Source organism: Gilvirhabdus luticola (assembly GCF_040117515.1).
Classification (GTDB): Bacteria; Bacteroidota; Bacteroidia; order Flavobacteriales; family Flavobacteriaceae; genus Gilvirhabdus; species Gilvirhabdus luticola.
This window is the reverse complement of sequence record NZ_JBEEEN010000001.1, coordinates 104,106-126,552: the sequence shown is the minus strand read 5'-3', so window position 1 is coordinate 126,552 and position 22,447 is coordinate 104,106. Positions and strand designations below refer to the sequence as shown.

At 32.9% G+C, this 22,447-nt stretch carries 24 protein-coding genes; 2 read left to right on the top strand and 22 right to left on the bottom strand.

Annotated features, from left to right (window positions below; translation table 11 throughout):
* Positions 1-70: 70 nt before the first annotated feature.
* The 12 genes from AAFP94_RS00615 to kynU form a co-directional block, all read right to left on the bottom strand.
* The gene (locus tag AAFP94_RS00615; RefSeq protein ID WP_316661138.1) at positions 71-871 is read right to left on the bottom strand and encodes a cyclase family protein; all 801 of its coding nucleotides are present in this window, start codon (positions 869-871) and stop codon (positions 71-73) included.
* 202 nt (positions 872-1,073) lie between these two features.
* Positions 1,074-1,730: a class I SAM-dependent methyltransferase gene (locus AAFP94_RS00610; RefSeq protein ID WP_316661139.1), complete on the bottom strand. Its 657-nt coding sequence runs from the start codon at positions 1,728-1,730 to the stop codon at positions 1,074-1,076.
* A 29-nt stretch (positions 1,731-1,759) separates the two neighbouring features.
* Positions 1,760-2,530, bottom strand: coding sequence for a carboxylesterase family protein (locus AAFP94_RS00605; RefSeq protein ID WP_316661140.1), 771 nt, complete (start codon positions 2,528-2,530; stop codon positions 1,760-1,762).
* 13 nt (positions 2,531-2,543) lie between these two features.
* Entirely contained in the window at positions 2,544-3,191 is a 648-nt protein-coding gene (locus AAFP94_RS00600) for an O-methyltransferase (protein WP_316661141.1), read from the bottom strand.
* A 56-nt stretch (positions 3,192-3,247) separates the two neighbouring features.
* Positions 3,248-3,568: a GIY-YIG nuclease family protein gene (locus AAFP94_RS00595; RefSeq protein WP_316661142.1), complete on the bottom strand. Its 321-nt coding sequence runs from the start codon at positions 3,566-3,568 to the stop codon at positions 3,248-3,250.
* 44 nt (positions 3,569-3,612) lie between these two features.
* Positions 3,613-4,695 carry an amidohydrolase family protein gene (locus AAFP94_RS00590; protein WP_316661143.1) on the bottom strand — a complete coding sequence of 361 codons (1,083 nt, stop codon included), beginning with the start codon at positions 4,693-4,695 and terminating at the stop codon, positions 3,613-3,615.
* A gap of 6 nt (positions 4,696-4,701) precedes the next feature.
* Positions 4,702-5,238 carry a 3-hydroxyanthranilate 3,4-dioxygenase gene (locus AAFP94_RS00585; RefSeq protein ID WP_316661144.1) on the bottom strand — a complete coding sequence of 179 codons (537 nt, stop codon included), beginning with the start codon at positions 5,236-5,238 and terminating at the stop codon, positions 4,702-4,704.
* Positions 5,239-5,262: 24 nt separating this feature from the next.
* Positions 5,263-6,045, bottom strand: a complete 783-nt coding sequence (locus AAFP94_RS00580; RefSeq protein ID WP_316661145.1) for an SDR family oxidoreductase — start codon at positions 6,043-6,045, stop codon at positions 5,263-5,265.
* Between the two features lie 8 nt (positions 6,046-6,053).
* Positions 6,054-7,493 (bottom strand): aldehyde dehydrogenase, encoded by a 1,440-nt coding sequence (locus AAFP94_RS00575; protein ID WP_316661146.1) that lies wholly within the window; start codon positions 7,491-7,493, stop codon positions 6,054-6,056.
* Positions 7,494-7,582: 89 nt separating this feature from the next.
* Positions 7,583-7,984, bottom strand: a complete 402-nt coding sequence (locus AAFP94_RS00570; protein WP_316661148.1) for a RidA family protein — start codon at positions 7,982-7,984, stop codon at positions 7,583-7,585.
* A gap of 93 nt (positions 7,985-8,077) precedes the next feature.
* Positions 8,078-9,475 carry an FAD-dependent oxidoreductase gene (locus tag AAFP94_RS00565; RefSeq protein WP_316661149.1) on the bottom strand — a complete coding sequence of 466 codons (1,398 nt, stop codon included), beginning with the start codon at positions 9,473-9,475 and terminating at the stop codon, positions 8,078-8,080.
* Positions 9,468-10,739, bottom strand: coding sequence for a kynureninase (gene kynU, locus AAFP94_RS00560; RefSeq protein ID WP_316661151.1), 1,272 nt, complete (start codon positions 10,737-10,739; stop codon positions 9,468-9,470). The genes AAFP94_RS00565 and kynU overlap by 8 nt, the downstream gene beginning before the upstream one ends.
* Positions 10,740-10,855: 116 nt before the next feature.
* On the opposite strand from kynU, the gene AAFP94_RS00555 reads away from it, so the two are divergent.
* Positions 10,856-11,278, top strand: a complete 423-nt coding sequence (locus AAFP94_RS00555; RefSeq protein ID WP_316661152.1) for a (4Fe-4S)-binding protein — start codon at positions 10,856-10,858, stop codon at positions 11,276-11,278.
* A 75-nt stretch (positions 11,279-11,353) separates the two neighbouring features.
* On the opposite strand, the gene msrA is transcribed toward AAFP94_RS00555, so the two are convergent.
* The 3 genes from msrA to AAFP94_RS00540 form a co-directional block, all read right to left on the bottom strand.
* Positions 11,354-12,046, bottom strand: coding sequence for a peptide-methionine (S)-S-oxide reductase MsrA (msrA, locus tag AAFP94_RS00550; protein WP_316661153.1), 693 nt, complete (start codon positions 12,044-12,046; stop codon positions 11,354-11,356).
* 121 nt (positions 12,047-12,167) lie between these two features.
* Entirely contained in the window at positions 12,168-12,947 is a 780-nt protein-coding gene (locus AAFP94_RS00545) for a zinc ribbon domain-containing protein (protein ID WP_316661154.1), read from the bottom strand.
* A 3-nt stretch (positions 12,948-12,950) separates the two neighbouring features.
* Entirely contained in the window at positions 12,951-14,045 is a 1,095-nt protein-coding gene (locus AAFP94_RS00540; RefSeq protein WP_316661155.1) for a Nif3-like dinuclear metal center hexameric protein, read from the bottom strand.
* 50 nt (positions 14,046-14,095) lie between these two features.
* On the opposite strand from AAFP94_RS00540, the gene lpxK reads away from it, so the two are divergent.
* Positions 14,096-15,100: a tetraacyldisaccharide 4'-kinase gene (lpxK, locus tag AAFP94_RS00535; protein ID WP_316661156.1), complete on the top strand. Its 1,005-nt coding sequence runs from the start codon at positions 14,096-14,098 to the stop codon at positions 15,098-15,100.
* Between the two features lie 10 nt (positions 15,101-15,110).
* On the opposite strand, the gene AAFP94_RS00530 is transcribed toward lpxK, so the two are convergent.
* From AAFP94_RS00530 to AAFP94_RS00500, 7 genes are read right to left on the bottom strand one after another with little or no spacing between them, the layout of a single operon-like run.
* Positions 15,111-17,342, bottom strand: coding sequence for an ATP-binding protein (locus AAFP94_RS00530; RefSeq protein ID WP_316661157.1), 2,232 nt, complete (start codon positions 17,340-17,342; stop codon positions 15,111-15,113).
* Between the two features lie 47 nt (positions 17,343-17,389).
* Positions 17,390-18,388 carry a type I glyceraldehyde-3-phosphate dehydrogenase gene (gap, locus tag AAFP94_RS00525; RefSeq protein WP_316661158.1) on the bottom strand — a complete coding sequence of 333 codons (999 nt, stop codon included), beginning with the start codon at positions 18,386-18,388 and terminating at the stop codon, positions 17,390-17,392.
* Positions 18,388-19,266, bottom strand: coding sequence for a lipoyl synthase (gene lipA / locus AAFP94_RS00520; RefSeq protein WP_316661159.1), 879 nt, complete (start codon positions 19,264-19,266; stop codon positions 18,388-18,390). Before lipA ends, gap begins: the two co-directional genes overlap by 1 nt.
* Positions 19,267-19,313: 47 nt before the next feature.
* Positions 19,314-20,534, bottom strand: coding sequence for an Nramp family divalent metal transporter (locus tag AAFP94_RS00515; RefSeq protein WP_316661160.1), 1,221 nt, complete (start codon positions 20,532-20,534; stop codon positions 19,314-19,316).
* Positions 20,534-21,082: an RNA polymerase sigma factor gene (locus AAFP94_RS00510; protein WP_316661161.1), complete on the bottom strand. Its 549-nt coding sequence runs from the start codon at positions 21,080-21,082 to the stop codon at positions 20,534-20,536. The genes AAFP94_RS00515 and AAFP94_RS00510 overlap by 1 nt, the downstream gene beginning before the upstream one ends.
* The gene (locus AAFP94_RS00505; protein ID WP_316661162.1) at positions 21,073-22,185 is read right to left on the bottom strand and encodes a glycosyltransferase; all 1,113 of its coding nucleotides are present in this window, start codon (positions 22,183-22,185) and stop codon (positions 21,073-21,075) included. Before AAFP94_RS00505 ends, AAFP94_RS00510 begins: the two co-directional genes overlap by 10 nt.
* A 6-nt stretch (positions 22,186-22,191) precedes the next feature.
* Entirely contained in the window at positions 22,192-22,395 is a 204-nt protein-coding gene (locus tag AAFP94_RS00500; RefSeq protein WP_316661163.1) for a membrane or secreted protein, read from the bottom strand.
* Between the last annotated feature and the right edge of the window lie 52 nt (positions 22,396-22,447).

The following is a 22,447-nucleotide window of genomic DNA, read 5'->3' as shown; positions in this document are numbered from 1 at the left end:
CGAGTATTGACATATAGTTGCTGTTATGTCTTGTTTTTTTATTATTTCTTCAATTTAAGTAATTAGATCATTACTCATAAACAAAAACCACCGGTCTAACTATCATGCCATCTCCATCCTTTATATTTAACGGTGGACCAACAAAATACATCTTTTTTTTAGTTAATAGTTTGTCCACATTGAAAAGTTGTTCAAATATTGGAATACCTTTACTCAAAAATTCATAATGAATAGGAACAATTCGTTGAACTGCAGTTTCAGAAATTAATTCAGTCAGCTTATCATCGCGTTCAACATTGGTCGGATTATCATCACTTTCAACATTAAATGAATCGGTTCCAAATGCTTTTATAGGGAGATTGGCAAGATATTTAGCAGCTTTTTGAGATAGAGCTATTCGTTGTGGCATTTCATCCACATCAGGCAAGGAGTATTTGGTATAAATTATCACAATATCACCCGGTTGAATATCATGTTTCATAATTTCCGATAATGAAACGGTTCTTCCAAATGGTAGGTGGCTGACATCAATTACCGTCAATGGACCTATAAAATCATCAATCTCATAACTATCGATTCCCCAACCTAAATTCAAATGGCTTGGTACATCCACATGTGGTCCTCCATGATTGAATATTGTTAAGTATGAGTTAGTAACTGATAGAACCCCATCAGGAAATTCAAATTCTTGATTAATTACATTAAAGGAGTTGGATTCTTCAAATCCATATTGATTCAAAAGTCTGCCCCAAACTTGCTCGGGAAGATCTTCTGTGACAAGTGCCCCGAGGTCTATGATTTCTTTTGGAGTAATAAAATTCTGATAGCTAGGCTTTGGTTTACATCCAACCATCGACAAAAAAAATAGCATTGAATAAATTAGAATTTTCATGAATTATGGTTTTCTATAAGACATAATGCTTTGAAATAAATCTGTTTTAATAATTCGGCTTCACTTAATACAAGTTCTTCGTCTCAACAGTTAAACAAAGTTCAATTTTTTTAAAAAAGTCAAGAGTTACTATCTTTAACTACCCTGTTGATAAACAAATTGTTTTTATCTTCTTTTACTATTAATGTTTCCTAGCTACTATATGAAATATATGCCAATGTTTTGGTTTTCTTAAGCCCGGCGGATCATCTCGTTCTTCTTCCCTCATTAGTTCTATTGAAAACCCTTCCAATAGCTTTAAAACTTCTTCACGGGAATGATGGGAGCGATTTGCAAGAGATGCCCATGTGTCTCTATTTCCAAAGAACTGACCTGCAAACCTACCTCCAGGACGAATTGATGCTACGATTTTATTCCATAGCACTTCAAAATATTGAGGTTCGCAAAATGGTAAAGCGAAACTAGCATTCACCATGTCACATTCTGGAAACTTCATATTACAGAAGTTCACCTCGGTGGTCGTCAAGTTGGGTTTCAAAATTTCAGGGACTCTAGCCCATAAATAAGTGAATGCTTCTGGGTGATTATCGGTTGCTAATACTTGCCAGTTTCTTTTGAGCAGTTCTAGTGAATCACGTCCTTCACCAGCTGCTAAATCGATGGCAAATCTATTATTAAATCCTTCTTTTTCAAAAGAATCTAGGGCTGCAATAAGTGTGTCTCTTGCCCCTTTACCAAGAACAGCATTGAAATATCCAGACCAATCTTCTATCTCCGAGAAGTCTTGTGCTCCCATAGGTGGTAAGGCTGGCTTCTTTAATTCGGTTTTCTTATTCATAAGTTTACTATTTTTTATCATGGCAAGTATTACTTTCGCTGATTGAATAACCATTCCATCATCATAGTATCGCTATAAGCTGCAATCCAAGAAAAATGACCAACTTCAGGATATTGCGTAAAACCAGGATGCGCTCCAGCTTTAGTTAATGCAGCTATCATTTTTTGTGATAAAACTGGGTCTACGGTATCATCTTTTGCCCCATGAAATATCCACATTGGTATATGTGCAATAGATGTTGCTTTTGTCACATCGCCACCACCACAAACTGGCACTGCAGCAGCAAACAAGTCTGGATATCTTGATATGGCATCAAAAGTTCCAAATCCACCCATAGAAAGTCCGGTAATATAAATTCTATTTGTATCAATGGGTAAATTATTAATAACTTCATGAACAAGCTCTATTAAAAGCTTCATGGGTTTAGTTGGTTTAGGTTGAAGCAAAACATCTTCACCTTGAAAATTTCCCCAACTCATATCTTGTGGGCACTGTGGTGCAATTACAAATGAAGGATGTAATTTCATATTTTCACTGGTCGCAAAATTTTTTACTCCCCATTTTAATTGTGCTTCATTATCACTTCCTCTTTCACCTGAACCGTGTAAAAAAATAACTAATGGGTATTTGGTATCAAAAGCGTAGTCGGATACCATTTGTCTATATTTTAATATCTCACCGTCGCTATTTATATATTCTTCATAACTAAAATGAGATGATTGTGAAAACGATTTAAAAATAGTACTAAAACAAAAAAGTAATATTAATACACTAATTAATTCAGATTTAAATAATTTCATTTTTCATTATTTGTTAGGTATTCTTCTTTCTACTGATGGTCAATCCATCTCGTATTGGGAGAACGACGGTTTCAATTCTAGTATCTTCTTTAAGAAGTTTGTTGTAATTAATAAGGGTTTTAGTGTCAATATCGTCAGGTTGCACTGTTTCTAATACTTTTCCAGTCCAAAGTACATTGTCAGAGAGAATGATGCCACCAGAGTTTAATTTGTCTATTGCAGTATGAAAGTAATTAACGTAATTGCCTTTGTCTGCATCAATAAACACCAAATCGAACTTAACCTCTAATTTTGGGATAATCTTCAAAGCATCTCCTAAATGCTGGTGTATTTGTTTTCTGTAGTCAGATAGGTCAAAATATTTACGTTGAATATCGAACAATTCTTCATTAATATCTATGGTGTGCAATTCTCCATCAGCTTGCATGCCTTCTGCCAAACACAATGCAGAATAACCTGTATAGGTTCCAATTTCAAGAATGTTTTTGGGGTTTACTAATTTAGATATCATACTTAATACTCTGCCCTGGTAATGACCACTCAACATGCGTGGTTGCAGAATTTTTTGATTGGTTTCTCTATTGAGTTGCTGTAATAATTCTGGTTCATCTTCAGAATGGTTTACAACATAATCATCAATTTTTTCTGGTATGAAATGCATGATTTTTCTATTTTGTTAAGTCGAACTGTCACATCGAGCGCAGTCGAGATGAGACCTCATTCTTTTATAGATTTATACTTTGAATGACTTGCATTTCTGCACTCTGCTAAAATTTGCAACATTTCAAAATTACCATTTGCTAATGCCAACTTTTTCTTTGCACTCCAGTTTTTGATTTTTTTTTCAAAAGAAATTGCCTGTTCAATATCATTAAATTCTTGATGAAAAATCAATTCTAATGGTCTTCTGTTATACGTAAAACAATTTTTATTCAAACCTTTTTGATGTTCTTTAAATCGTCTTGAAATATTATTTGTTATTCTAGTATAAGTTAAGCTGTCAGCACATTTTAATATATAAACATAATATGTTGTCATTTACATTTCGTTTTAAATAGTTCTCGACTGCGCTCGAACAGACATTACCCTAAAATCTTGTTTACCATTTTTTGCTTGCCTTTTTCATCATCACCATATAGCCATTGTATCACATTATCTTCCCAAATAGCATCTCGTTCTTCTTCATTTATGATGTTTCGCTCTACAGCCAAATCTAAAATTTTTCCTGGATAGGAAGATTGTTTGGCACTTTCCATTTCGCCTAATGGATAAGGGTCGTCCAAGCCCATTAAAACTTGTTTTGAAGTTTGATTTTTAATTAGTAACTCTAATGAGCCCGTATCATGAACCAAAGTATCAAAGAAAATGTTTTTATGGCCAACAGCTTTTCGCGGATGGTGTTTGCCTTTAAACAAATCGGGTCTTCCATCAAACCCTTGAATACGACGTCCTAAATTAATTTGGGCTAATTGTCCACCATGAGCAAAACAAGTTCTCATGTTTGGGTATTTATCCTGAAGACCATTTAAGGTTAAAAAGTGATAAGCATCTGCACATTGTGCCAGCATCCAGATTAAATGAAAACGCCAAGACGTATTCTCAAGTTTTATGAATTTTTCACCATCATAAGGATGAATTTCTACGGCTAAATTGTACTTATTGGCCAGCTCAAAAATTGGTTGGTTTTCTTCGTCGAAAATGCTTCTCCAAGTTCCAATAGTATCCATATAATGTGTTGGAAGACAAAGTAATCGCAAACCTAAAACTTCTACACATCGTTCAATTTCCCAGCATGCTCCACGAACAAAACCGGGATGCACAACAAATCCACAAGTAAATTTACCAGGATGGTCATGCTGAATTCTTGCATTAAAGTCGTTTTGAAACCTTAAGGCTTGTTTCATTTCTTCCAGACGTAAACCATTACCATAGAGCTGTGATAAGTTTAGGACAACAGCATGGTCAATTTTGTAGCGTTCCATCCATTCTAACTTTTCATTTAGGAAAAAACTAGAATCTGTAACAGGACGACTCCAATCTTTTTGAAGCATGAATTTACGGTCTTTATCTACCCAAAAAATACCTTTGTCCTTCATGAAAGAAGGAATCTCTTCCGGATATGGTAGAAGGTGAGAATGACCGTTAATGCGAAGTTTACGTTTCATATAAAACTAATCTTCTAACTGAACTTTTTTTGGTGGTTGCATAATTTTGCCGCAATTTGGACAAGCACGTTTTTCTTGATCACTGTAGTATTTATCAAAGATTTTTGGCATGTCTGTTTCAATATTATCTAATGTAAAATCTTCTTCGTATAGTTTGGTAGTACAATTTTCACAAAACCAAAGCAAAGCATCTTGCACACCTTCTTCTCTTGGATATTCTATAACTAAACCTACTGTGTTTGCTCCACGTTGTGGAGAATGAGGCACTTTTGGAGGTAATAAAAATATTTCACCTTCTCTGATATGAATATCTTTTGGCTCTCCATTCTCAATAACTTTTAGAACAATATCACCTTCTACTTGATAGAAAAACTCTGGAGTTTCATTGTAATGATAATCTTTTCTATTGTTTGGACCACCAACAACCATCACTATGAAATCGCCATCTTTCCAAACCACTTTATTGCCAACAGGTGGCTTTAATAAATGTCTGTTTTCTTCAATCCATTCTTTAAAATTAATAGGAGGAAATAATTTACTCATGACGTTTGATTTTATATTATAAAGTTACAAAGATTTTGTACGTCCTCCATCAACAGGAACGTTAATACCGTTAATATAGCTTGCTGCTTCACTTGCCAAAAATGTAATGACTTTTGCTGTTTCTTCTGGTTTTGCAAAACGCTTGGAAGGCGAATAGCCTTTCATGATTTCTGCCATTTCTTCAAATGAGGTTCCTTCCTTATCGGCTTTAATATTAATTATTTCGTTTAACCGTTCAGTTTCTGTGAAACCAGGTAATACATTATTTACAGTTATACCGAATTGACCAACTTCGGTTGCCAAAGTTTTACTCCAATTACCAACGGCACCTCGGATGGTGTTACTAACACCAAGTCCAGGAATTGGCTCTTTTACAGATGTTGATATAATGTTTATGATTCTTCCGAAACCTTCGTCTTTCATGAACGGAATAGTAGATTGAGCTAAAACATGACTACATTTCAAATGTTGTGTAAATGCGTTTTCAAACTCAACTAAACTGGCTGTTAGTATTTCACCACTTCTTGGACCACCACTATTATTCACCAGAATATGAAAACCGTGAAATTGATCAACAAATTTGATGACTTGTTCTTGTAAATCTCTTGGGTTAGAAAAATCTGCAACAATATAACTGTGTTTTCCTCCTTCTGACAATTCTGATAAAACTTCTTTTAACTTTTCTCTATTTCGCGCTACTAATGTCACATTTACTCCTTCATCAGCTAATGCTATTGCAGTTGCTTTTCCAATGCCGGCAGTGCTGCCACATACTAAAGCGTTTTTATTATTTAAGTTTAAGTTCATATATTATTCTAATATTTTATACATACATTTTTAGGTTCTGTAAAAAATCGCAAAGCTTCAAATCCACCTTCACGACCAACACCACTATCTTTTATACCTCCAAAAGGCGTTCGCAAATCACGCATTAACCAAGTGTTTACCCAAACTACTCCAGCTTGCAATTGATTGGTCATGCGCATGGTTCGTTGCAAATTACTTGTCCAAAGTGTTGCTGACAAACCATATTTAACTTTGTTTGCCATTTGCAAGACTTCATCTTCTGTGTTGAAAGGCATGATAGTAACAACTGGCCCAAAAATTTCTTCTTGATTCACTCTACATTCATCTGTTGGAACCTCAATAACTGTTGGTTCTAGATAATAGCCATTTTCAAAACCATTTAATATAACTTGATTGCCTCCACACAATATTTTACTTTTTTCTTCTTTAGCAATGCTAATATAATTCAATACTTTTTCTAGATGAGGTTTAGAAACTATAGCACCAATATCGGTTGACTTTTCTGAAGGATGACCAACTTTTAATCTTTTTACTTTTTCCACAAAATCAGTTTTGAATTTATCGTAAATAGATGCTTCAACAAAAATTCGACTACCGCACAAACAAATCTGTCCTTGATTTGCAAAAGAAGAACGAACAGTAGTATCTAACATATCGTTGTAATCGCAATCATCAAATATGATATTTGGGTTTTTTCCACCCAATTCCAATGACAGTTTTTTAAACATTGGAGCAGCGACTTTTGCAATATGTGCTCCTGTTGCTGTACCACCTGTAAAACTTATGGCTTTTATATCTGGATGCTCAATAATGGATTGTCCTGTTGTGTTACCAAGACCATGAACAATGTTCAAAACGCCTTTTGGCAAACCTGCTTCATTACAAATTTCACCTAGCAAATAGGCTGTCATTGGTGTAACTTCACTAGGTTTAGCAATAACACAATTTCCTGCTGCCATTGCTGGAGCAATTTTCCATGTAAATAAATAGAGTGGAAGATTCCAAGGAGAAATACATCCAACAACACCAATAGGCTGTCTTAAAGTATAGTTGATTGCATTAAGTCCAACACTCTCATGACTTTCACTCGCAAATTGAGTTATGGCATTTCCGAAAAAACGAAAGTTACTAGAGGCTCTTGGAATATCTATTGTTTTGGCCAAACTTATAGGTTTGCCGTTGTCTTCACTTTCAGCTTCGACCAATTTATCTAGGTTTTTTTCAATTAGTTCCGAAATTCTTATCAGAATTCTACTGCGTTCTTCAAGAGTAGTTTGAGACCAACTCGGAAAAGCTGATTTGGCAGCGATATAAGCGTTCTCTACATCTTCTTCTGATGAATTAGGTATTTGTCCATAAACTTTACCAGTAGCAGGACAATAATTATCTAACCAATTATTTTGAATTGGATCATGCAAGTTGCCGTTGATGTAGTTTTTTATATTCATCTTATGTCATCCTGAACTTGATTCAGGATCTACACTAGTTTGTTTTTTTTTTTGGATTCTGCATCAAGTGCGGAATGATAATATTATTCTTATTTCTTATAAGCCATAACTTTAATTTCTACCACCAAATCTGGATGAGGTAATTGATGTACTGCAACTGTAGTTCTTGCTGGTCCAGTTTCTGCATTAAAAAATTCTGCGTAGGCTTTGTTGTAACCTGCAAAATCGTTCATGTTTACTAAAAAAGTAGTGACATCTACAACATCATTTAATGAAGCTCCTACAGTTTGTAAATTCTTATCAATGTTCTTTAAAACTTCACGTGTCTGGACTTCAATGTTGAGACGTTTGGTCCCCATCTCATCTATAAGATCAACTCCAGCAATGGAATTGTCTGATCTGCGAGAACTGGTTCCTGAAACAAATATAAAATCGCCAACCACTTTTACATGTGGATAAGCGCCTCTTGGTGTTACTTTGCCTTTACTCATTTTATTCTTTTTTGCCATTCTGAACTTGATTCAGAATCTACTTATTGTTATTTCATTCATATTGGATTCTGCATCATAGTGCTAAATGACAAATTAATTTAATCCTGCTATTCTGTCGTCTTCCAATATATTTTCTGTTTCGTACTTTACTTTGGCTAAATTGGTTTTTAAATTATCTTCAAGATTTAAAGTGCCATCTGCCAACATATTTAAGATAGCTTTGTCTTGCGCTCTACCTCGTAACATAGCTTCACGATAACCAATATCTTCATTAAAAGTTACCAACGAATATTTTGAAGAATATTCGTTTGGAAATGTTTTTTCAAAAGCCATTTCTAAATTACGCTTTTCTCTGAAATTAACATGATTAACATGACCTTTCATTTCGTAAAAATTATCTATAGCTAAATCAGCAATAGCATCTGTATCTTTTTTACGATTCTTTTCATAGTTTTTAAAAACGGCTTCCCAGCTTGAATGCCCTTGCTCCAGAATTTTATCAAACTCAACAACATCTTCAAACGAAGCATTCATGCCTTGCCCATAAAAAGGAACTATGGCGTGTGCAGCATCACCCATTAGCAAAGTATTTCCTTTGTAATGCCAAGGTGAGCATTTTACTGTGCCTAAAGCTGATGTTGGATTGTTGAAAAAATCATCAACCAAATTTGGCATTAATGATAAGGCGTCTTTAAAGTATTTTTCAAAAAATTCTAAAACACGTGATTTTGTTGTTAGATTGTTGAAATTATATTCGCCTTCGTCATAACTTAAAAATAGTGTCACTGTAAAGCTGCCATCAAGATTAGGCAGAGCAATAAGCATAAAGTCTTCTCGTCCCCAAATATGCAATGCATTTTTATACGCTTTATAACTACCTTTTTCATCTGGTAAAATACTCAACTCTTTATAACCGTGTGATAACCAATCTTGTGAAAAACTAAAAAGGAATTTTTTTCCTAAATAATAACTTTTTCGCATTGCCGAACCAGCTCCATCTGTAGCAATAATGACATCTGCATCTTCAATAAACAGATTGCCAGTTTCATAATTTTTAAATGAGGCAGTAGTTTTTTCGAAGTTCACCGATTTACATTTTTTATTAAAATGAATGGTTACATTTTCATGTTTTTCGGCCTCATCAAGAAGTAATGCGTTGAGTTGACCTCGTGAAATAGAATTGATATATTCGTGATCTCGCCCACTATAAGGAGCCAATGTGGTATTGCCTTCAAGGTCATGTAACATACGGCCATGCATTGGAATACAAAGTGACTCCACTTTCTCTTGAATACCAACTAGTTTCATAGCTTTGATACCTCGATCTGAAAAAGCTAGGTTTATAGAACGCCCGGCAGAAATATCCACTTTACGTAAGTCTGGTCGCATTTCATAAACCGTTACGTTATAACCTCTTTGTCCTAAACGTAAAGCTAGGAGTGAACCACAAAGACCTGCACCAATAATAAGAATGTTTTGTTGTCTATTCATTTAAAATAGCTTTCAATCGTTCAACCATTTTATAAACATCTTGATAAGAATTATACAATGGTACCGGAGCACAGCGAATGACATCTGGTTCACGCCAGTCACTGATTACACCTGATTCTGTTAACTTATCAAACAGTTTTTTGTCTGTATTCTTTACTTGTATTGACAATTGACAACCACGTTCTTCATAATTGCTTGGCGTGATGATTCTGATAGTATCTTCTCCTAATTGTTTGAGTAAGAACTCAAAATAACCAGTAAGCTTTTTTAATTTTTTATTGAGTTTTTCCATACCTACTTCGTTAAAAATATCTAATGACGCACGTATGGCTGCCAATGATAAAATAGGAGGATTAGATAATTGCCAACCTTCTGCACCAGGAAGTTGGTCAAATTCCTGACGCATATTAAAGCGCGCTTCTTTATTATGACTCCACCAACCTGTAAATCGATTTAAAGTTTTGTTATAGGCATGTCGTTCGTGCACAAAAACTCCGGCTATACTTCCTGGACCAGAATTTAAGTATTTATAAGTACACCAAACTGCAAAATCTGCTTCTGAATCATGTAAATTTAATTCTACGTTTCCTGCCCCATGAGCGCAATCAAAACCAACCAAACAACCATGTTTATGACCAAGTTTTGTAATACGTTTTAAATCGAAAAATTGCCCAGTGTAATAATTAACTCCTCCTATCATTACCAAAGCGATTTCATGACCGTTTTCCTCCATAATGGTTTCTAGGTCTTCATAGCGTAATAATTCTTCTCCTGTACGAGGTTTCCAAAGAATTAAACCTTCTTTATCATCAAATCCATGATGACGTAATTGCGATTCTACAGCATATTTATCACTTGGAAAAGCATCGCTTTCAATTAATATTTTATAGCGTGTTTCTGTAGGTTTGTAAAACGACACCATCATAAAATGAAGATTTGCTGTAAGTGTATTCATGGTTACTACTTCAATAGGTTTTGCACCTACTAGTTTTGCCATGCTTTCAGTTAAAAATTCATGATAAGGTAGCCAAGGATTTTTTGCTTCAGTATGACCTTCTACACCTAAATTTGCCCAATCTTCAAGCTCTTGATTGATGTATGACTTGGTTCTTTTTGGTTGCAAACCAAGAGAATTTCCACAGAGGTAAATTAATTCATTTCCATTCTTGTCTTTTGGAATATGAAATTGATATCTATAAGATGATAATTCGTCATTCTGGTCTAATTCTTCAGCAAAATCAAGACCTAATTTGTAGTTGGACAATGTCTGATGTTTTTCAGTTCCTAACAAAAATAAGAATTATAAATTTAGAAATGAACCGATAAGTTAGACTAAATTTTAGAAGAATCTTTTTGTATATTTAGTAAAATATTTATCCTATGGCTAAAAAAAGAGAGTATTCAAATGGGGAAGTTACTGTGGTTTGGGAAGCCAAAAAATGCACCCATTCTAGAATTTGCTTTAAAGGGTTGCCCGATGTTTTTAGACCAAAAGTAAGACCATGGGTTAGAATTAACGCAGCCACTACCGAGGCTGTAATTAATCAAGTAAAGTGTTGTCCTTCTGGAGCATTGAGTTATTATATGAATAATGAAGAAGTTGATATTGCTGTTAATAATATAGAAACAAAAATCGAGGTTTTAAAAGACGGCCCATTGTTGGTTTATGGCACACTTAAAGTTATCCATAATAATGGCGATGAAGAGACTAAAAATAAAACGACTGCTTTTTGTAGATGTGGAGATTCACATAATAAACCTTATTGTGACGGCACGCATGTAAAAAATGAATTTAAGGGTTAAAAATTTATATAGACGCTTAATGCGGAAGTTTAATATAAATACGTTTTGAACTATTGATTTAGATGTTTTTCAATTTTAATTTTCAGCATTATTGATTTGATCAATCACCTCTTTTGTGGTTCCTTTTACTAATAATGGGCAAGATAGTTTAAACTGTTCCACACGTTTTTGCGATACGTTTTTGATGTAAGGATTATTAGGATTTCGCTTTTCATAATTCTGATGATAATCTTCAGCTTTCCAGAATTTTTGAAATGGTACAATTTCGGCAGCTATCTTTACATTGAATTTTTTTGTGTACTCTTCTTTTTTTGCTAGTGCTGTTTGCTTTTGTTCTTCGTTTTGATAAAAAACTATCGAACGATATTGCGACCCAAAATCTGGACCTTGACCATTAACCTGTGCAGGATTCTGTGAGTTAAAATAAACATCTAACAGTTGTGAAAAGGTTACTTTTTCTGGGTCGTAGATAACTTCTACAGACTCTGCGTGACCAGTTATGCCAGTATTACTGGCTTCGTATGTAGGATTTTTGGTATGGCCTCCAGAATATCCATTAATAACTTCTTCTACACCTTTTACACTTTCGTAAATGGCTTCAACACACCAAAAGCATCCGCTAGCAAAATAGGCTCTTGCCAAACCATCTTGTAAAGGTACTTCTACAGGCTCTAAAGCTGAAACATCTTGTGATTTATTATTTTGTGCATTGTTTTGGCAACTAAAAAAAATAACAAATAGAATAACTATTGAAATAGATTTCTTCATTATTAAAGGATTTAATAATTATAGTCGAAATAATTTAAAAGACCTTAAAGCAAAAAGCGGATTTAATTAAAAATAAAAAAGCCTTTACAAACTGTAAAGGCTTTAACTAAGTTTGAATTAGTCATAGTTTGGAAAATAATTTTTCCATTTTTGCTCTTTGCTCTTTAGCTAACTCTTCATCTACCAAAATACGACCACTATGCTCATCAGTGATAATTTTTTTACGCGATGCTATCTCTACTTGAATTTGTGGAGGAATCGTAAAGAACGAACCTCCTGAAGCGCCTCTTTCAATTGGCACAACAGCTAGACCATTTTTTACATTCTTTCTAATTCTACCGTAAGCAGAAATTAAGCGTTCTTCAATTTGAGTTTTATATTCTTCTGATTTTGCGATTAGAGCTTGTTCTTCTTTTTCAGTTTCTGCTAGTATAGCATCAAGCTCACCTTTTTTGTGTTTAAGATGTGTTTCACGTTCTTTTAAACGCTCCTTGGTTTCAGCTATAACTTCTTTTTTCTGTTCTATTTGAGCTTTAAACTCTTTGATGTGCTTTTCTGCCAATTGAATTTCTAGTTCTTGAAATTCAATTTCTTTGGTTAGTGAGTTGTACTCTCTGTTGTTTCGAACATTCTTTTGTTGCTCTGTATACTTTTTTATAAGTGCTTTGGCTTCTTCTATTAGGATTTTTTTTCCGTTAATTTCACTATCAGTTGCTTCCAAACTAATTAAAAGTTTTTCTAATCTGATATTCAAACCAGCAACTTCATCTTCCAAATCACGAACTTCTAAAGGTAATTCTCCTCTTACATTTCTTATTTCGTCAACACGAGAATCAATTAATTGTAAATCGTATAAAGCTCTTAAACGCTCTTCTACAGTAACTTCTTTGATTTTAGCCATACTTTATAAATACTTTACAGGATTGGTGTTTATCTTTGATAAAACGACTGCAAAATTAATGATTTTTTTTGTAAGATATGCAACTAAAAAGTTTTTTGTGAATTGTTCGCTTTCGTAGTGACCAATATCAGCTAATATCAGCTTGTTTTCTGCTGTGAAAAAGTCATGGTATTTTAAGTCTGCGGTAATATAAATATCTGCTCCTGAAGCTTTTGCTGCCTGAATAGCAAAACTACCGGAACCTCCTAAAATAGCTACTGTTTTAATGTGTTTTGCTAGTAATGCAGAATGCCTGATACATGTAGCGTTCATTTTATTTTTAAGCATTTTAAGGAACTCTGTTTCAGACATTGGTTTGTTAAGTTCTCCTATCATTCCCATGCCAATGTGCTGGTTTTTATTTTCAAGAGTCACTATTTCGTAGGCAACTTCTTCGTAAGAATGGGTTTTAAACAATGTTTTAAGAATAGATGATTCCAGATGTTTGGCATATGTAACCGTTATTTTTACTTCCTCTTCTTGATGTGTTAGACCTTTTGTGCCAATAGTTGGATTAGAATCTTCATTTCCATTAAATGTACCGATGCCATCTACGTTAAAACTGCAATGGCTATAATTACCAATGGTTCCTGCTCCGGCATGAAATAATGCTTCACGCAAAGTTTCGGCTTCTTGTTTAGGAACATAAGTGGTTAATTTTTTTATAGTAGTTGGTTGCGGAATTAGGATTCTCTTATTAGTTAATTCCAATTGATTGCAAATGATATCATTAACACCTTGTAGGGCATTATCCAGGGCAGTATGAATAGCGAATATGGCAACATCATTCTTGATTGCTTTAATCACTGTACGCTCCACATAGGATTTTCCTGTTATTGTTTTAAGGCCTTTAAAGATTATTGGGTGAAAACTAACAATAAGGTTGCAATTAGTTTCAATGGCTTCGTCAACAACGGCTTCAGTGGTGTCTAACGTAACTAAAATTCCTGTGATTTTTGATTCTTTGTTCCCGACTAAAAGACCAACATTATCAAAATCTTCAGCATAAGCCAAGGGAGCAAGTTCTTCTAAATGATTTATAATATCCTGAACAATCATATTTTTTAAATTAGGGTTGTAACAAAGATAAAATATTTAATTTCGCTTAAATGAAATTACTCCGAAACATATCATTTCCTTTTGTCCCTGTATATTATGCAGTCACATGGACAAGAAATAAATTGTATGATTTTGGTATTAAGACTTCAAAATCATACAATATTCCAATAATTTGTGTTGGAAATTTAAGTGTTGGTGGAACAGGTAAAACACCGATGATTGAATACTTAATCAGGCTTTTAAAAGATAATCATAAAGTTGCCACTTTAAGTAGAGGCTATAAACGAAAAACTTCTGGATTTCAAATTGCCAATAAAGATTCTTCAGCAGAGACCCTTGGTGATGAACCGTTTCAGTTTTGCAAAAAATTTAAAAATGAAATTATTGTTGCTGTTGATACTAATAGACAAAATGGGATTGAAAGTATACAGACTTGTGATGATTCTGTTGATGTTGTTTTGCTTGATGATGCTTTTCAGCATAGAAAAGTAAAAGCAGGATTAAATATTCTGCTAACTACCTATAATAATTTATATGTTGACGATCTTGTGCTGCCAACAGGCAATTTGAGAGAACCAAAATCTGGAGCTGAACGTGCAAATATTATTATTGTCACTAAATGTCCAGAAACTTTATCGGATAAGCAAAAAGGAGAAATTATTCAAAAGCTTAACACTAAAGCAGAGCAAAAAGTATTTTTCAGTTCAATTAAGTATTCTGACTTTATAATCAATGAACAAGAGCAAATAAAACTTGAAGATGTAAACGATTTTAGTTTAGTTACCGGAATTGCCAATGCTGAACCTTTAGTCAACTTTTTAAAGTCAGAAAACAAAAATTTTGAACATTTCAATTTTAAGGACCATCATGAATTTTCTGAAAGTGATATTTCGAAATTTTCAAATGAGGATATTGTTATTACTACAGAAAAAGATTTTACAAGGTTGCAAAATCATAAGTCTATTCTTGAAAGTTTATATTATTTGCCAATAGAAGTAAACATTGATAAACCTTTAGAATTTAATAAACTTATAGAAAATTTTGTAAGAAAGTGATCTAATTTAATTAAGCAAATTTTATTTTTGGATTTCCATTTGTTAATGCTTGGAAAAGCTTTTTCTCAAAATCTTCTTGTTTAAACGGTTTAGAAATGATATCGTTAAATCCAGCTTCATCAAATTCGTGCATTTTGTCTTCTAGAGTGACAGCAGTAAGGGCAAAAATGGTGAGCTTTTTATCAAATGTTCTTATAATTTTGGTTGCTTCAAGGCCGCTTATTCCTGGCATGTGTATGTCCATTAATACAACATCATAGTTATTGTTTTTAACCATATCTACGGCTTCTTCACCATTATCAACCACATCGCAGTTAAGATTCATTTTGTTCAATATTTTTTTGGTAATCATTTGGTTAATTTTGTTGTCTTCTACTACCAAGATTTTCACTTTACTCAAGTCCATTTCTTTAATGTCTTTAAAGTAAGTAGATGTCTTTTCTATTACGATTTTCTCTGTATATTCTAACGGTAATTCGAAAGTGAAAGTAGTGCCTTTACCTAATTCACTTTTCATATATATATTACCTTTTAAAATTTCAATAAGACCTTTTACAATAGACAAACCTAATCCTGTACCACCATATTTCCGATTAATTTGAATTGAACCTTGCGAGAAACTCTCAAACATGTTTTCTTGTTTTTCTTTAGAAATGCCAATCCCATTATCTTCTACTTCAAAACGTAAATTAAAAACTCCACCTTTTTCTTTTATTTTGGATACTCTTATCCAAATGTCACCATCTTTAGTAAATTTGATTGCGTTACCAATAAGGTTAATTAGTATTTGTGAAATCTTTAACTGATCTGCAACAAAATTGGTAGGTAAACCCTTTTCGTAATTAAAATGAATTTTAATGTTATTGTCTAAAGCTGAATTGTTTAGAGCAGCAACAACATTGGTAATTTTCTTCTTAAGATCAAAAGGCTCTGGTTCAACTTCAACTTTATTGGCCTCAATTTTATTGATTTGAAGTATGTCATTTATAAATGTTAAAAGATAGTCACCAGAAAACTTTAAGGATTTTAAGTGTTTTATTTGTTCGGGTTTCGGGTTTTCATCTAATAGCATATTACTTAAACCCGTAACAGCATAGAGTGGTGTTCTTAATTCATGTGTTACTGTCGAAAGGAAATTGGCTTTAGTTTTTGAAGCCAATTCTGCTTTTTCTTTTGCCAAAATAAGCTCACTATTCTTTTTATGGAGCATATTGTTGGTTTTTAATCGAATATTATTGTTTTTGTAAAGAGATAATGTCAATAATGATAGTATGGTAATTAATGCAACACTCAAGATAGTGGTTAAACGCCCTAAACTATTCTCACCTTTTAGTTCTGCCAAATCTGCTGCTTGTTGCTTTTGGTATTCAGTTTGGTTATCAATTAAAAATTGAATTCTCTTATCTGGTGATAAGCTTTCTCGTTTTACTTCTATTAGGGAATCAGAAAGCTTTATGTGTTGTTTTAAGTAATCATTTGAAACTTTATAATTTTCTAATGCGTAATTAATGTCACTTATAATCAAATAAGCTTCATTAATTACATCAAAATATCGATTGTTCTTGGCTATTGTTAAACCTTCATTTGCAAGTTTTAAACCGATGTTTTTATGACCTAGTAATGAAGTTACTTTTCCGAAATGAATTAAGGTTCCACTTTGTATTTTCTTTAAATCATACCTTTTTGCCAGCGCTAGTGCCTGTTCAAAAGAAACTTTTGCTTTTGCATAGTCTTTTAGTTCAGTATAGGTTTTGCCTTCACTTAATAGTACTTCTGCGACATAGTTATTAAGACCTTCTTGTTCAAATAAAGATTTAGCAGATTTGAAGTAATCTATAGCTTGGTTATAGTCTTTTTTACTACTGAATACTATTCCAAAGGTTTTATAAGTTTCCGCTAAATTGGCGTCATCTTTAGCAAAACGTTGAATTTTCACTGCTTTTGTAAGCCATTTTAAAGCTTCATCGGGTTCTTCGATAATAGATTTTAGCTTTCCTATTTTAGAATTAATTAAGCCAATATTTTTATTATCATCAATCTTTATCGCCAGTTCTAAAGCACTTTCAAGCTTTTCTTGTGCCTCAAAGAAGTTGCTGTTATCAATGTCGTGTTGAGATTGTGTAATATGATAGTTAATGCTGTTTATAACAGTTTCAGGGTCATCATTGACGGATTCTTGAGAGAATACACTGAAACTCAACAACATTATAATAGCACAAATATAGTTATTGACTTGGGACATTTTTTTAACACTATTATCGACAAATATAAATATTTCTTCGATAAAAGTCACTTTTTTTCCGATAAATTGCAAATTAAATCAATAATTCTTTTAGAATATCCAGTCTCATTATCGTACCAACCTATTATTTTTAGCATGTTTCCAATAACTGAAGTCATTTGGGCATCGAAAATACATGAGTGGTAATTTCCTACAATATCTACAGAAACTATGGGGTCTTCTGTATATTCAAGGATATTTTTATACTTATTTAAAGAAGCTTCTTTAAATATTTGGTTAATATCTTGTATCGTAACGTCTCTTTTAACGTTAAAAGTAATATCTGTTAAAGAACCATTAGCGACTGGAACTCTTATACCACAACCACCAATAACATCTGATAGCTCTGGAAATATTTTGGTTAATGCTTTTGCTGCACCAGTTGTTGTTGGTACAATAGATTGTCCAGCAGCTCTAGCTCGCCGAAGATCTTTATGTGGTTGGTCATGTAAACTTTGATCTGTTGTATAAGAATGAATGGTTGTAATATATGCTTGGCTTATACCGCAATAATTATTGATAATATCAATCATTGGCGCTGCATTGTTTGTTGTGCAAGAGGCGCATGAGATAATAGTTTCATTACCATCCAATATGTTTTCATTAACCCCAAGAACAATTGTTTTTATATCATCTTCAAGTGGTGGAACACTTAAAATAACCTTTTTAGCTCCATTTTTTATATGGTTTTGAAGACTTTGAGAAAATTTAAAATTTCCTGTAGATTCTATAACAAAATCAACATTAAATGGCTTCCAGTTGATGTCTTTTGGATGATCGTGGTTAAGTAAAACAATCTTTCTATTATTGATGATAATATGATTTTCATCAAAAGAAATACTATCTTTTAAAACTCCATGAATGCTGTCGTATTTTAATAAATGACTTAATGTTCTGGCATCGGCCAAATCATTTATTGCAACAACCTGTATGTTTGAATTGCCTTGAAGTAATCTAAAAACACGTCTGCCAATTCTGCCAAACCCATTTATAGCAACATTTATCATTAGTCAATATGTTTTTGCGCTTTATATGAAGATCGAACTAGAGCACTGCTTTCTACATGACGGAAACCTAAATCTAGACCAATTTCTTTATACTCCTCAAACTGTTGTGGCAAAATAAACTCTTTTACAGGTAGATGTTTTTTACTTGGCTGCAAGTATTGACCAATGGTTACAACATCTACATCATTAGCTCTTAAATCATGAAGTGTTTCAATAACTTCTTCACGAGTTTCTCCCAATCCAAGCATTATTCCGGACTTTGTTCTTCTTTGTCCTTGCACTTTTAAATATTTTAAAACACCTAAACTTCTTTCATATTTAGCCTGAATTCTAACTTCTCGTGTTAATCTTTTTACTGTTTCTATATTGTGTGATACTACTTCTGGAGCAACATCAATAATTCTATCAATATGTTGTTCTATTCCCTGAAAATCTGGGATTAGTGTTTCAAGAGTGGTTTCTGGATTCATCCTTCTTACTGCTTTAACAGTTTCAGCCCACATAATACTTCCCATATCTTTTAAGTCGTCGCGGTCAACACTGGTTAAAACAGCATGTTTTATATTCATAATCTTGATAGATCGTGCTACCTTTTCAGGCTCATCCCAATCTACGGTTTCTGGTCTACCAGTTTTAACACCACAAAATCCACAAGAACGAGTACATATATTACCTAATATCATAAAGGTTGCTGTACCTTCTCCCCAACATTCTCCCATATTTGGACAACTTCCAGAAGTACAAATAGTATTCAATTTGTATTTGTCCACAAGACCTCGAAGTTCGGTATATTTCTTTCCTGTTGGTAGCTTTACTCGGAGCCATTTAGGTTTTGGCTCACGTTTTACAGGTATGCTTAAATCCGTTTGTGTATTCATCTTAAAAATCTTATGACAAAGATACTAACTATTATCTTAATGTTTTGTTATAAGATTGTAAGATACCAGATGCTAAATCCTATTAAGAAAACTATTCCTAACCAGCTTAATATGTGCATTCTCATTGATGGATGCCACTTTTTAGGTGTATGTTTACTCGAAATCAACTTATAATTTATAATGGCATAAAATGGAGCAGTTAAAAAGGATAATATAGTGGCAATTTGAATTAATAATCCCATTTCTGAAGCTAAAAAGAAAAAAATACAAATAGTGCCAACAGAAAGCAAAGCAATCCAAAAGGTATATCCGAAATAACTATTTTCTTTAAAAAGTAGTTCCGTAGTTCTTGACATTGCTCTCGGATTGGCATCTAGTGTGGTTAATGCAGTACTGAACATAGTGGTAAAAGCTGCTACGGCGATTATGATGTAAGACCAATTGCCTAGACTTTGAGTGTACATATTGATTAATTGGCTGGAAAATGCTCCAGCTGAACCACTAAATGATTCTCCACTATTATGCATTATCAATGTTCCGAGAAGCACAAATGCAATTCCTAAAACAATGGTTGTAACATAACCAACATTAAAATCCATTATGGCTGATTTTGTATTGAATTTTTTAAGTGTTTTTCTTTTTTCAACAACCCAAAGCGAATTGATTACAGAAATGTCCAAAGGTGCTGGCATCCAGCCCATAAAAGCAATTAAAAAAACGATTTCAACACTTTTTTCTGGGAGTACTTGTGTAAATGAAATCATTTGCTGATTGCCTTGAATTGCTAAAACAACTGCAGTTAGCGTACTAATGGTTAAAATTAGGATAATAACCTTCATTAAATTATCTAATAATTTGTACTTACCTATTATTAAAAGAATTAAACAAATGGCAATGATTATAATCGTCCAAACCTCTAAATCTAAACTTATTAAATTACCAAACAACGAAGATGCCAATCCAGCAGTTACAATGGTTACTGCCATTTGAATAGTAAACATGGTTGCAAAAGTGATAATGTAATATGCTACCAAAACGCCTTTCCCAAGTTTTCTATAACCGTCCAATAAACTTTCTCCTGTTGCTGCGGCATATCTAGCTCCAAACTGAAAAAAGGGATATTTAAATAAATGTATGAGAAGTAAAGCCCAAATTAACCCAAGACCAAAATCTGCTCCGGCACGAGTAGATTGTACTAAATGTGAAACACCTATTGATGCACCTGCAAAAATTAATCCAGGACCTAATTTTTTTAGTATAGATACCATTATTTTTTTTGAATGATTTCTGCCAATAATTTTTTTGCTCTCAACAACTTTACTTTTACGTTATTCATGGGTTCATCAAGTTGTTTGGAGATTTCCTTATAGCTTAATTCTTGAAAGTATCTTAAATTAATCACTTCTTGATAATGTGGTTTCAGCTTTTTTATATCTCTAAGAAGTTTTGCCAAATTTTGCTCTGTAATAATTTTATCTTCTGGAGAAGGGTTTTCATCTAAAACTTGATACAAAGTATTATCATTATCGGTAGAAAAGTTTTGCGACAAATTTCGTTTTTCTTTTCGGACGTGATCAATATGAATGTTCTTTGAAATGGTTATTAACCAAGTTTTAAAGTTAAATTCTTCTTTGAAGGTGTCAATTTTGTCAAAAGCACGTGAAAAGGTTTGGATGGTTATATCTTCTGCTGTGTTTTCATTTTTAATATGCTTTAATTGAAACCCGTAAACATCATCCCAAAATGTATTCAATAAAAAGTTAAATGCCTTTTGGTCATTCGACTTTGCTTTTTTTATGGCTTTTTCTATTTCCAATAGTTTTGCCTTGAAATAAGATTATAGATAAAGATAGTTATTTGAAATATAATTAAAAAAAGTTCTAAAAAAGGCAATAATAGCAGTACATCCTTGTTGCCTAATTTCTTTGTAGAAAACGCAAAAACCGTAAATATTAAACCTATTCTTAATAAAATAAGGCTCAACACAATTTTCCATTTAAAAAGTATGATTAAAAGTGAAATAGCCAAAGACCAGAACAAAAACTGACTTACGAAAAATAATGACAATACCATTTTATGTTTGCCCTTATATCTATGAGCTGCAGTTATATGTCTCCTTTTTTGAATGAACCAAGATTTTAAACTTTTTTTCGGATTGGACAGTGTAAAACTTTCTTTTGTAAAACAAATACTGGTATTTTTTGATTGTGCAACCTGGTTTATAAACAAATCGTCGTCTCCAGACTTTATATCCATATGAGTCATAAATCCATTAGCATTAAAAAACTCATCTTTTCTGTATGCCAAATTTCTGCCAACACCCATATAAGGCATGCCAAAATTTGTAAAAGAAAAGTATTGAATCGCTGTTAATAATGTTTCAAACCTGATAAGCTTATTTAAAATGGAATTTTTCACTTTAGCATAACCACTATATCCCAAAACAATGGTTTTTTGTTTACCAAAATGCGAACTCATTTCTTTAATCCAATGTTGTGAAACAGGTTTACAATCGGCATCAGTAAATAGTAAAAAATTATGAGAGGCAGCTTTGATACCAAGCGTTAGTGCGTATTTTTTATTGCCCCAAAACGTTTCAATATTTTTAACATCTACAATCTTAATATTATCGTTTTCTGAAGCAAACTTCTGCATAACCTTTAAAGTTTTGTCTGTAGATCCATCATTAATTAATACGATTTCAAATGATGAGTATTGTTGATTAATTATTGATGGTAAAAATGACTTAAGATTTTCAGCCTCGTTTTTTGCACAAATAATTACGGAAACGGCAATATTTTTTTTACTGTATTTTTTAGGTTTTAAAAGTGCAAATTGAGTTAAAAAAATGGAGTAATAAATAAACTGAATAAAAACTACAACAAGAAAGAAGTAGAAAATTATTTGAACAATAGTCATATTTGATTATACGTGTTCAGGTTCAGTACAATCTTTAAACTGGTCTGGAGTTTTACCACAGAAGCCGCATGTTTCACCATCTTTATTTATCATTGGGTTTTGACTTGCGCAAGTGCCAGCAAATTTGCCATCTTTTTTTGCCCAAATTTTTATAGCTATGCCAGCAATTGCCAATGCCAAAAGTACTAATGTGATAAGTAGAAGTTTCATCCAAAAATTTTTACAAAGGTATTGTATTTAGATGAAAATATAAAAAAACAAA

Bases quoted from the DNA above. Each gene is read 5' to 3' on its own strand.
- AAFP94_RS00615 (WP_316661138.1), bottom strand. From the start codon at position 871: ATGCTATTTTTTTTGTCGATGGTTGGATGTAAACCAAAGCCTAGCTAT.
- AAFP94_RS00610 (WP_316661139.1), bottom strand. From the start codon at position 1,730: ATGAATAAGAAAACCGAATTAAAGAAGCCAGCCTTACCACCTATGGGA.
- AAFP94_RS00605 (WP_316661140.1), bottom strand. From the start codon at position 2,530: ATGAAATTATTTAAATCTGAATTAATTAGTGTATTAATATTACTTTTT.
- AAFP94_RS00600 (WP_316661141.1), bottom strand. From the start codon at position 3,191: ATGCATTTCATACCAGAAAAAATTGATGATTATGTTGTAAACCATTCT.
- AAFP94_RS00595 (WP_316661142.1), bottom strand. From the start codon at position 3,568: ATGACAACATATTATGTTTATATATTAAAATGTGCTGACAGCTTAACT.
- AAFP94_RS00590 (WP_316661143.1), bottom strand. From the start codon at position 4,695: ATGAAACGTAAACTTCGCATTAACGGTCATTCTCACCTTCTACCATAT.
- AAFP94_RS00585 (WP_316661144.1), bottom strand. From the start codon at position 5,238: ATGAGTAAATTATTTCCTCCTATTAATTTTAAAGAATGGATTGAAGAA.
- AAFP94_RS00580 (WP_316661145.1), bottom strand. From the start codon at position 6,045: ATGAACTTAAACTTAAATAATAAAAACGCTTTAGTATGTGGCAGCACT.
- AAFP94_RS00575 (WP_316661146.1), bottom strand. From the start codon at position 7,493: ATGAATATAAAAAACTACATCAACGGCAACTTGCATGATCCAATTCAA.
- AAFP94_RS00570 (WP_316661148.1), bottom strand. From the start codon at position 7,984: ATGAGTAAAGGCAAAGTAACACCAAGAGGCGCTTATCCACATGTAAAA.
- AAFP94_RS00565 (WP_316661149.1), bottom strand. From the start codon at position 9,475: ATGAATAGACAACAAAACATTCTTATTATTGGTGCAGGTCTTTGTGGT.
- AAFP94_RS00555 (WP_316661152.1), top strand. From the start codon at position 10,856: ATGGCTAAAAAAAGAGAGTATTCAAATGGGGAAGTTACTGTGGTTTGG.
- msrA (WP_316661153.1), bottom strand. From the start codon at position 12,046: ATGAAGAAATCTATTTCAATAGTTATTCTATTTGTTATTTTTTTTAGT.
- AAFP94_RS00545 (WP_316661154.1), bottom strand. From the start codon at position 12,947: ATGGCTAAAATCAAAGAAGTTACTGTAGAAGAGCGTTTAAGAGCTTTA.
- AAFP94_RS00540 (WP_316661155.1), bottom strand. From the start codon at position 14,045: ATGATTGTTCAGGATATTATAAATCATTTAGAAGAACTTGCTCCCTTG.
- lpxK (WP_316661156.1), top strand. From the start codon at position 14,096: ATGAAATTACTCCGAAACATATCATTTCCTTTTGTCCCTGTATATTAT.
- AAFP94_RS00530 (WP_316661157.1), bottom strand. From the start codon at position 17,342: ATGTCCCAAGTCAATAACTATATTTGTGCTATTATAATGTTGTTGAGT.
- gap (WP_316661158.1), bottom strand. From the start codon at position 18,388: ATGATAAATGTTGCTATAAATGGGTTTGGCAGAATTGGCAGACGTGTT.
- lipA (WP_316661159.1), bottom strand. From the start codon at position 19,266: ATGAATACACAAACGGATTTAAGCATACCTGTAAAACGTGAGCCAAAA.
- AAFP94_RS00515 (WP_316661160.1), bottom strand. From the start codon at position 20,534: ATGGTATCTATACTAAAAAAATTAGGTCCTGGATTAATTTTTGCAGGT.
- AAFP94_RS00505 (WP_316661162.1), bottom strand. From the start codon at position 22,185: ATGACTATTGTTCAAATAATTTTCTACTTCTTTCTTGTTGTAGTTTTT.
- AAFP94_RS00500 (WP_316661163.1), bottom strand. From the start codon at position 22,395: ATGAAACTTCTACTTATCACATTAGTACTTTTGGCATTGGCAATTGCT.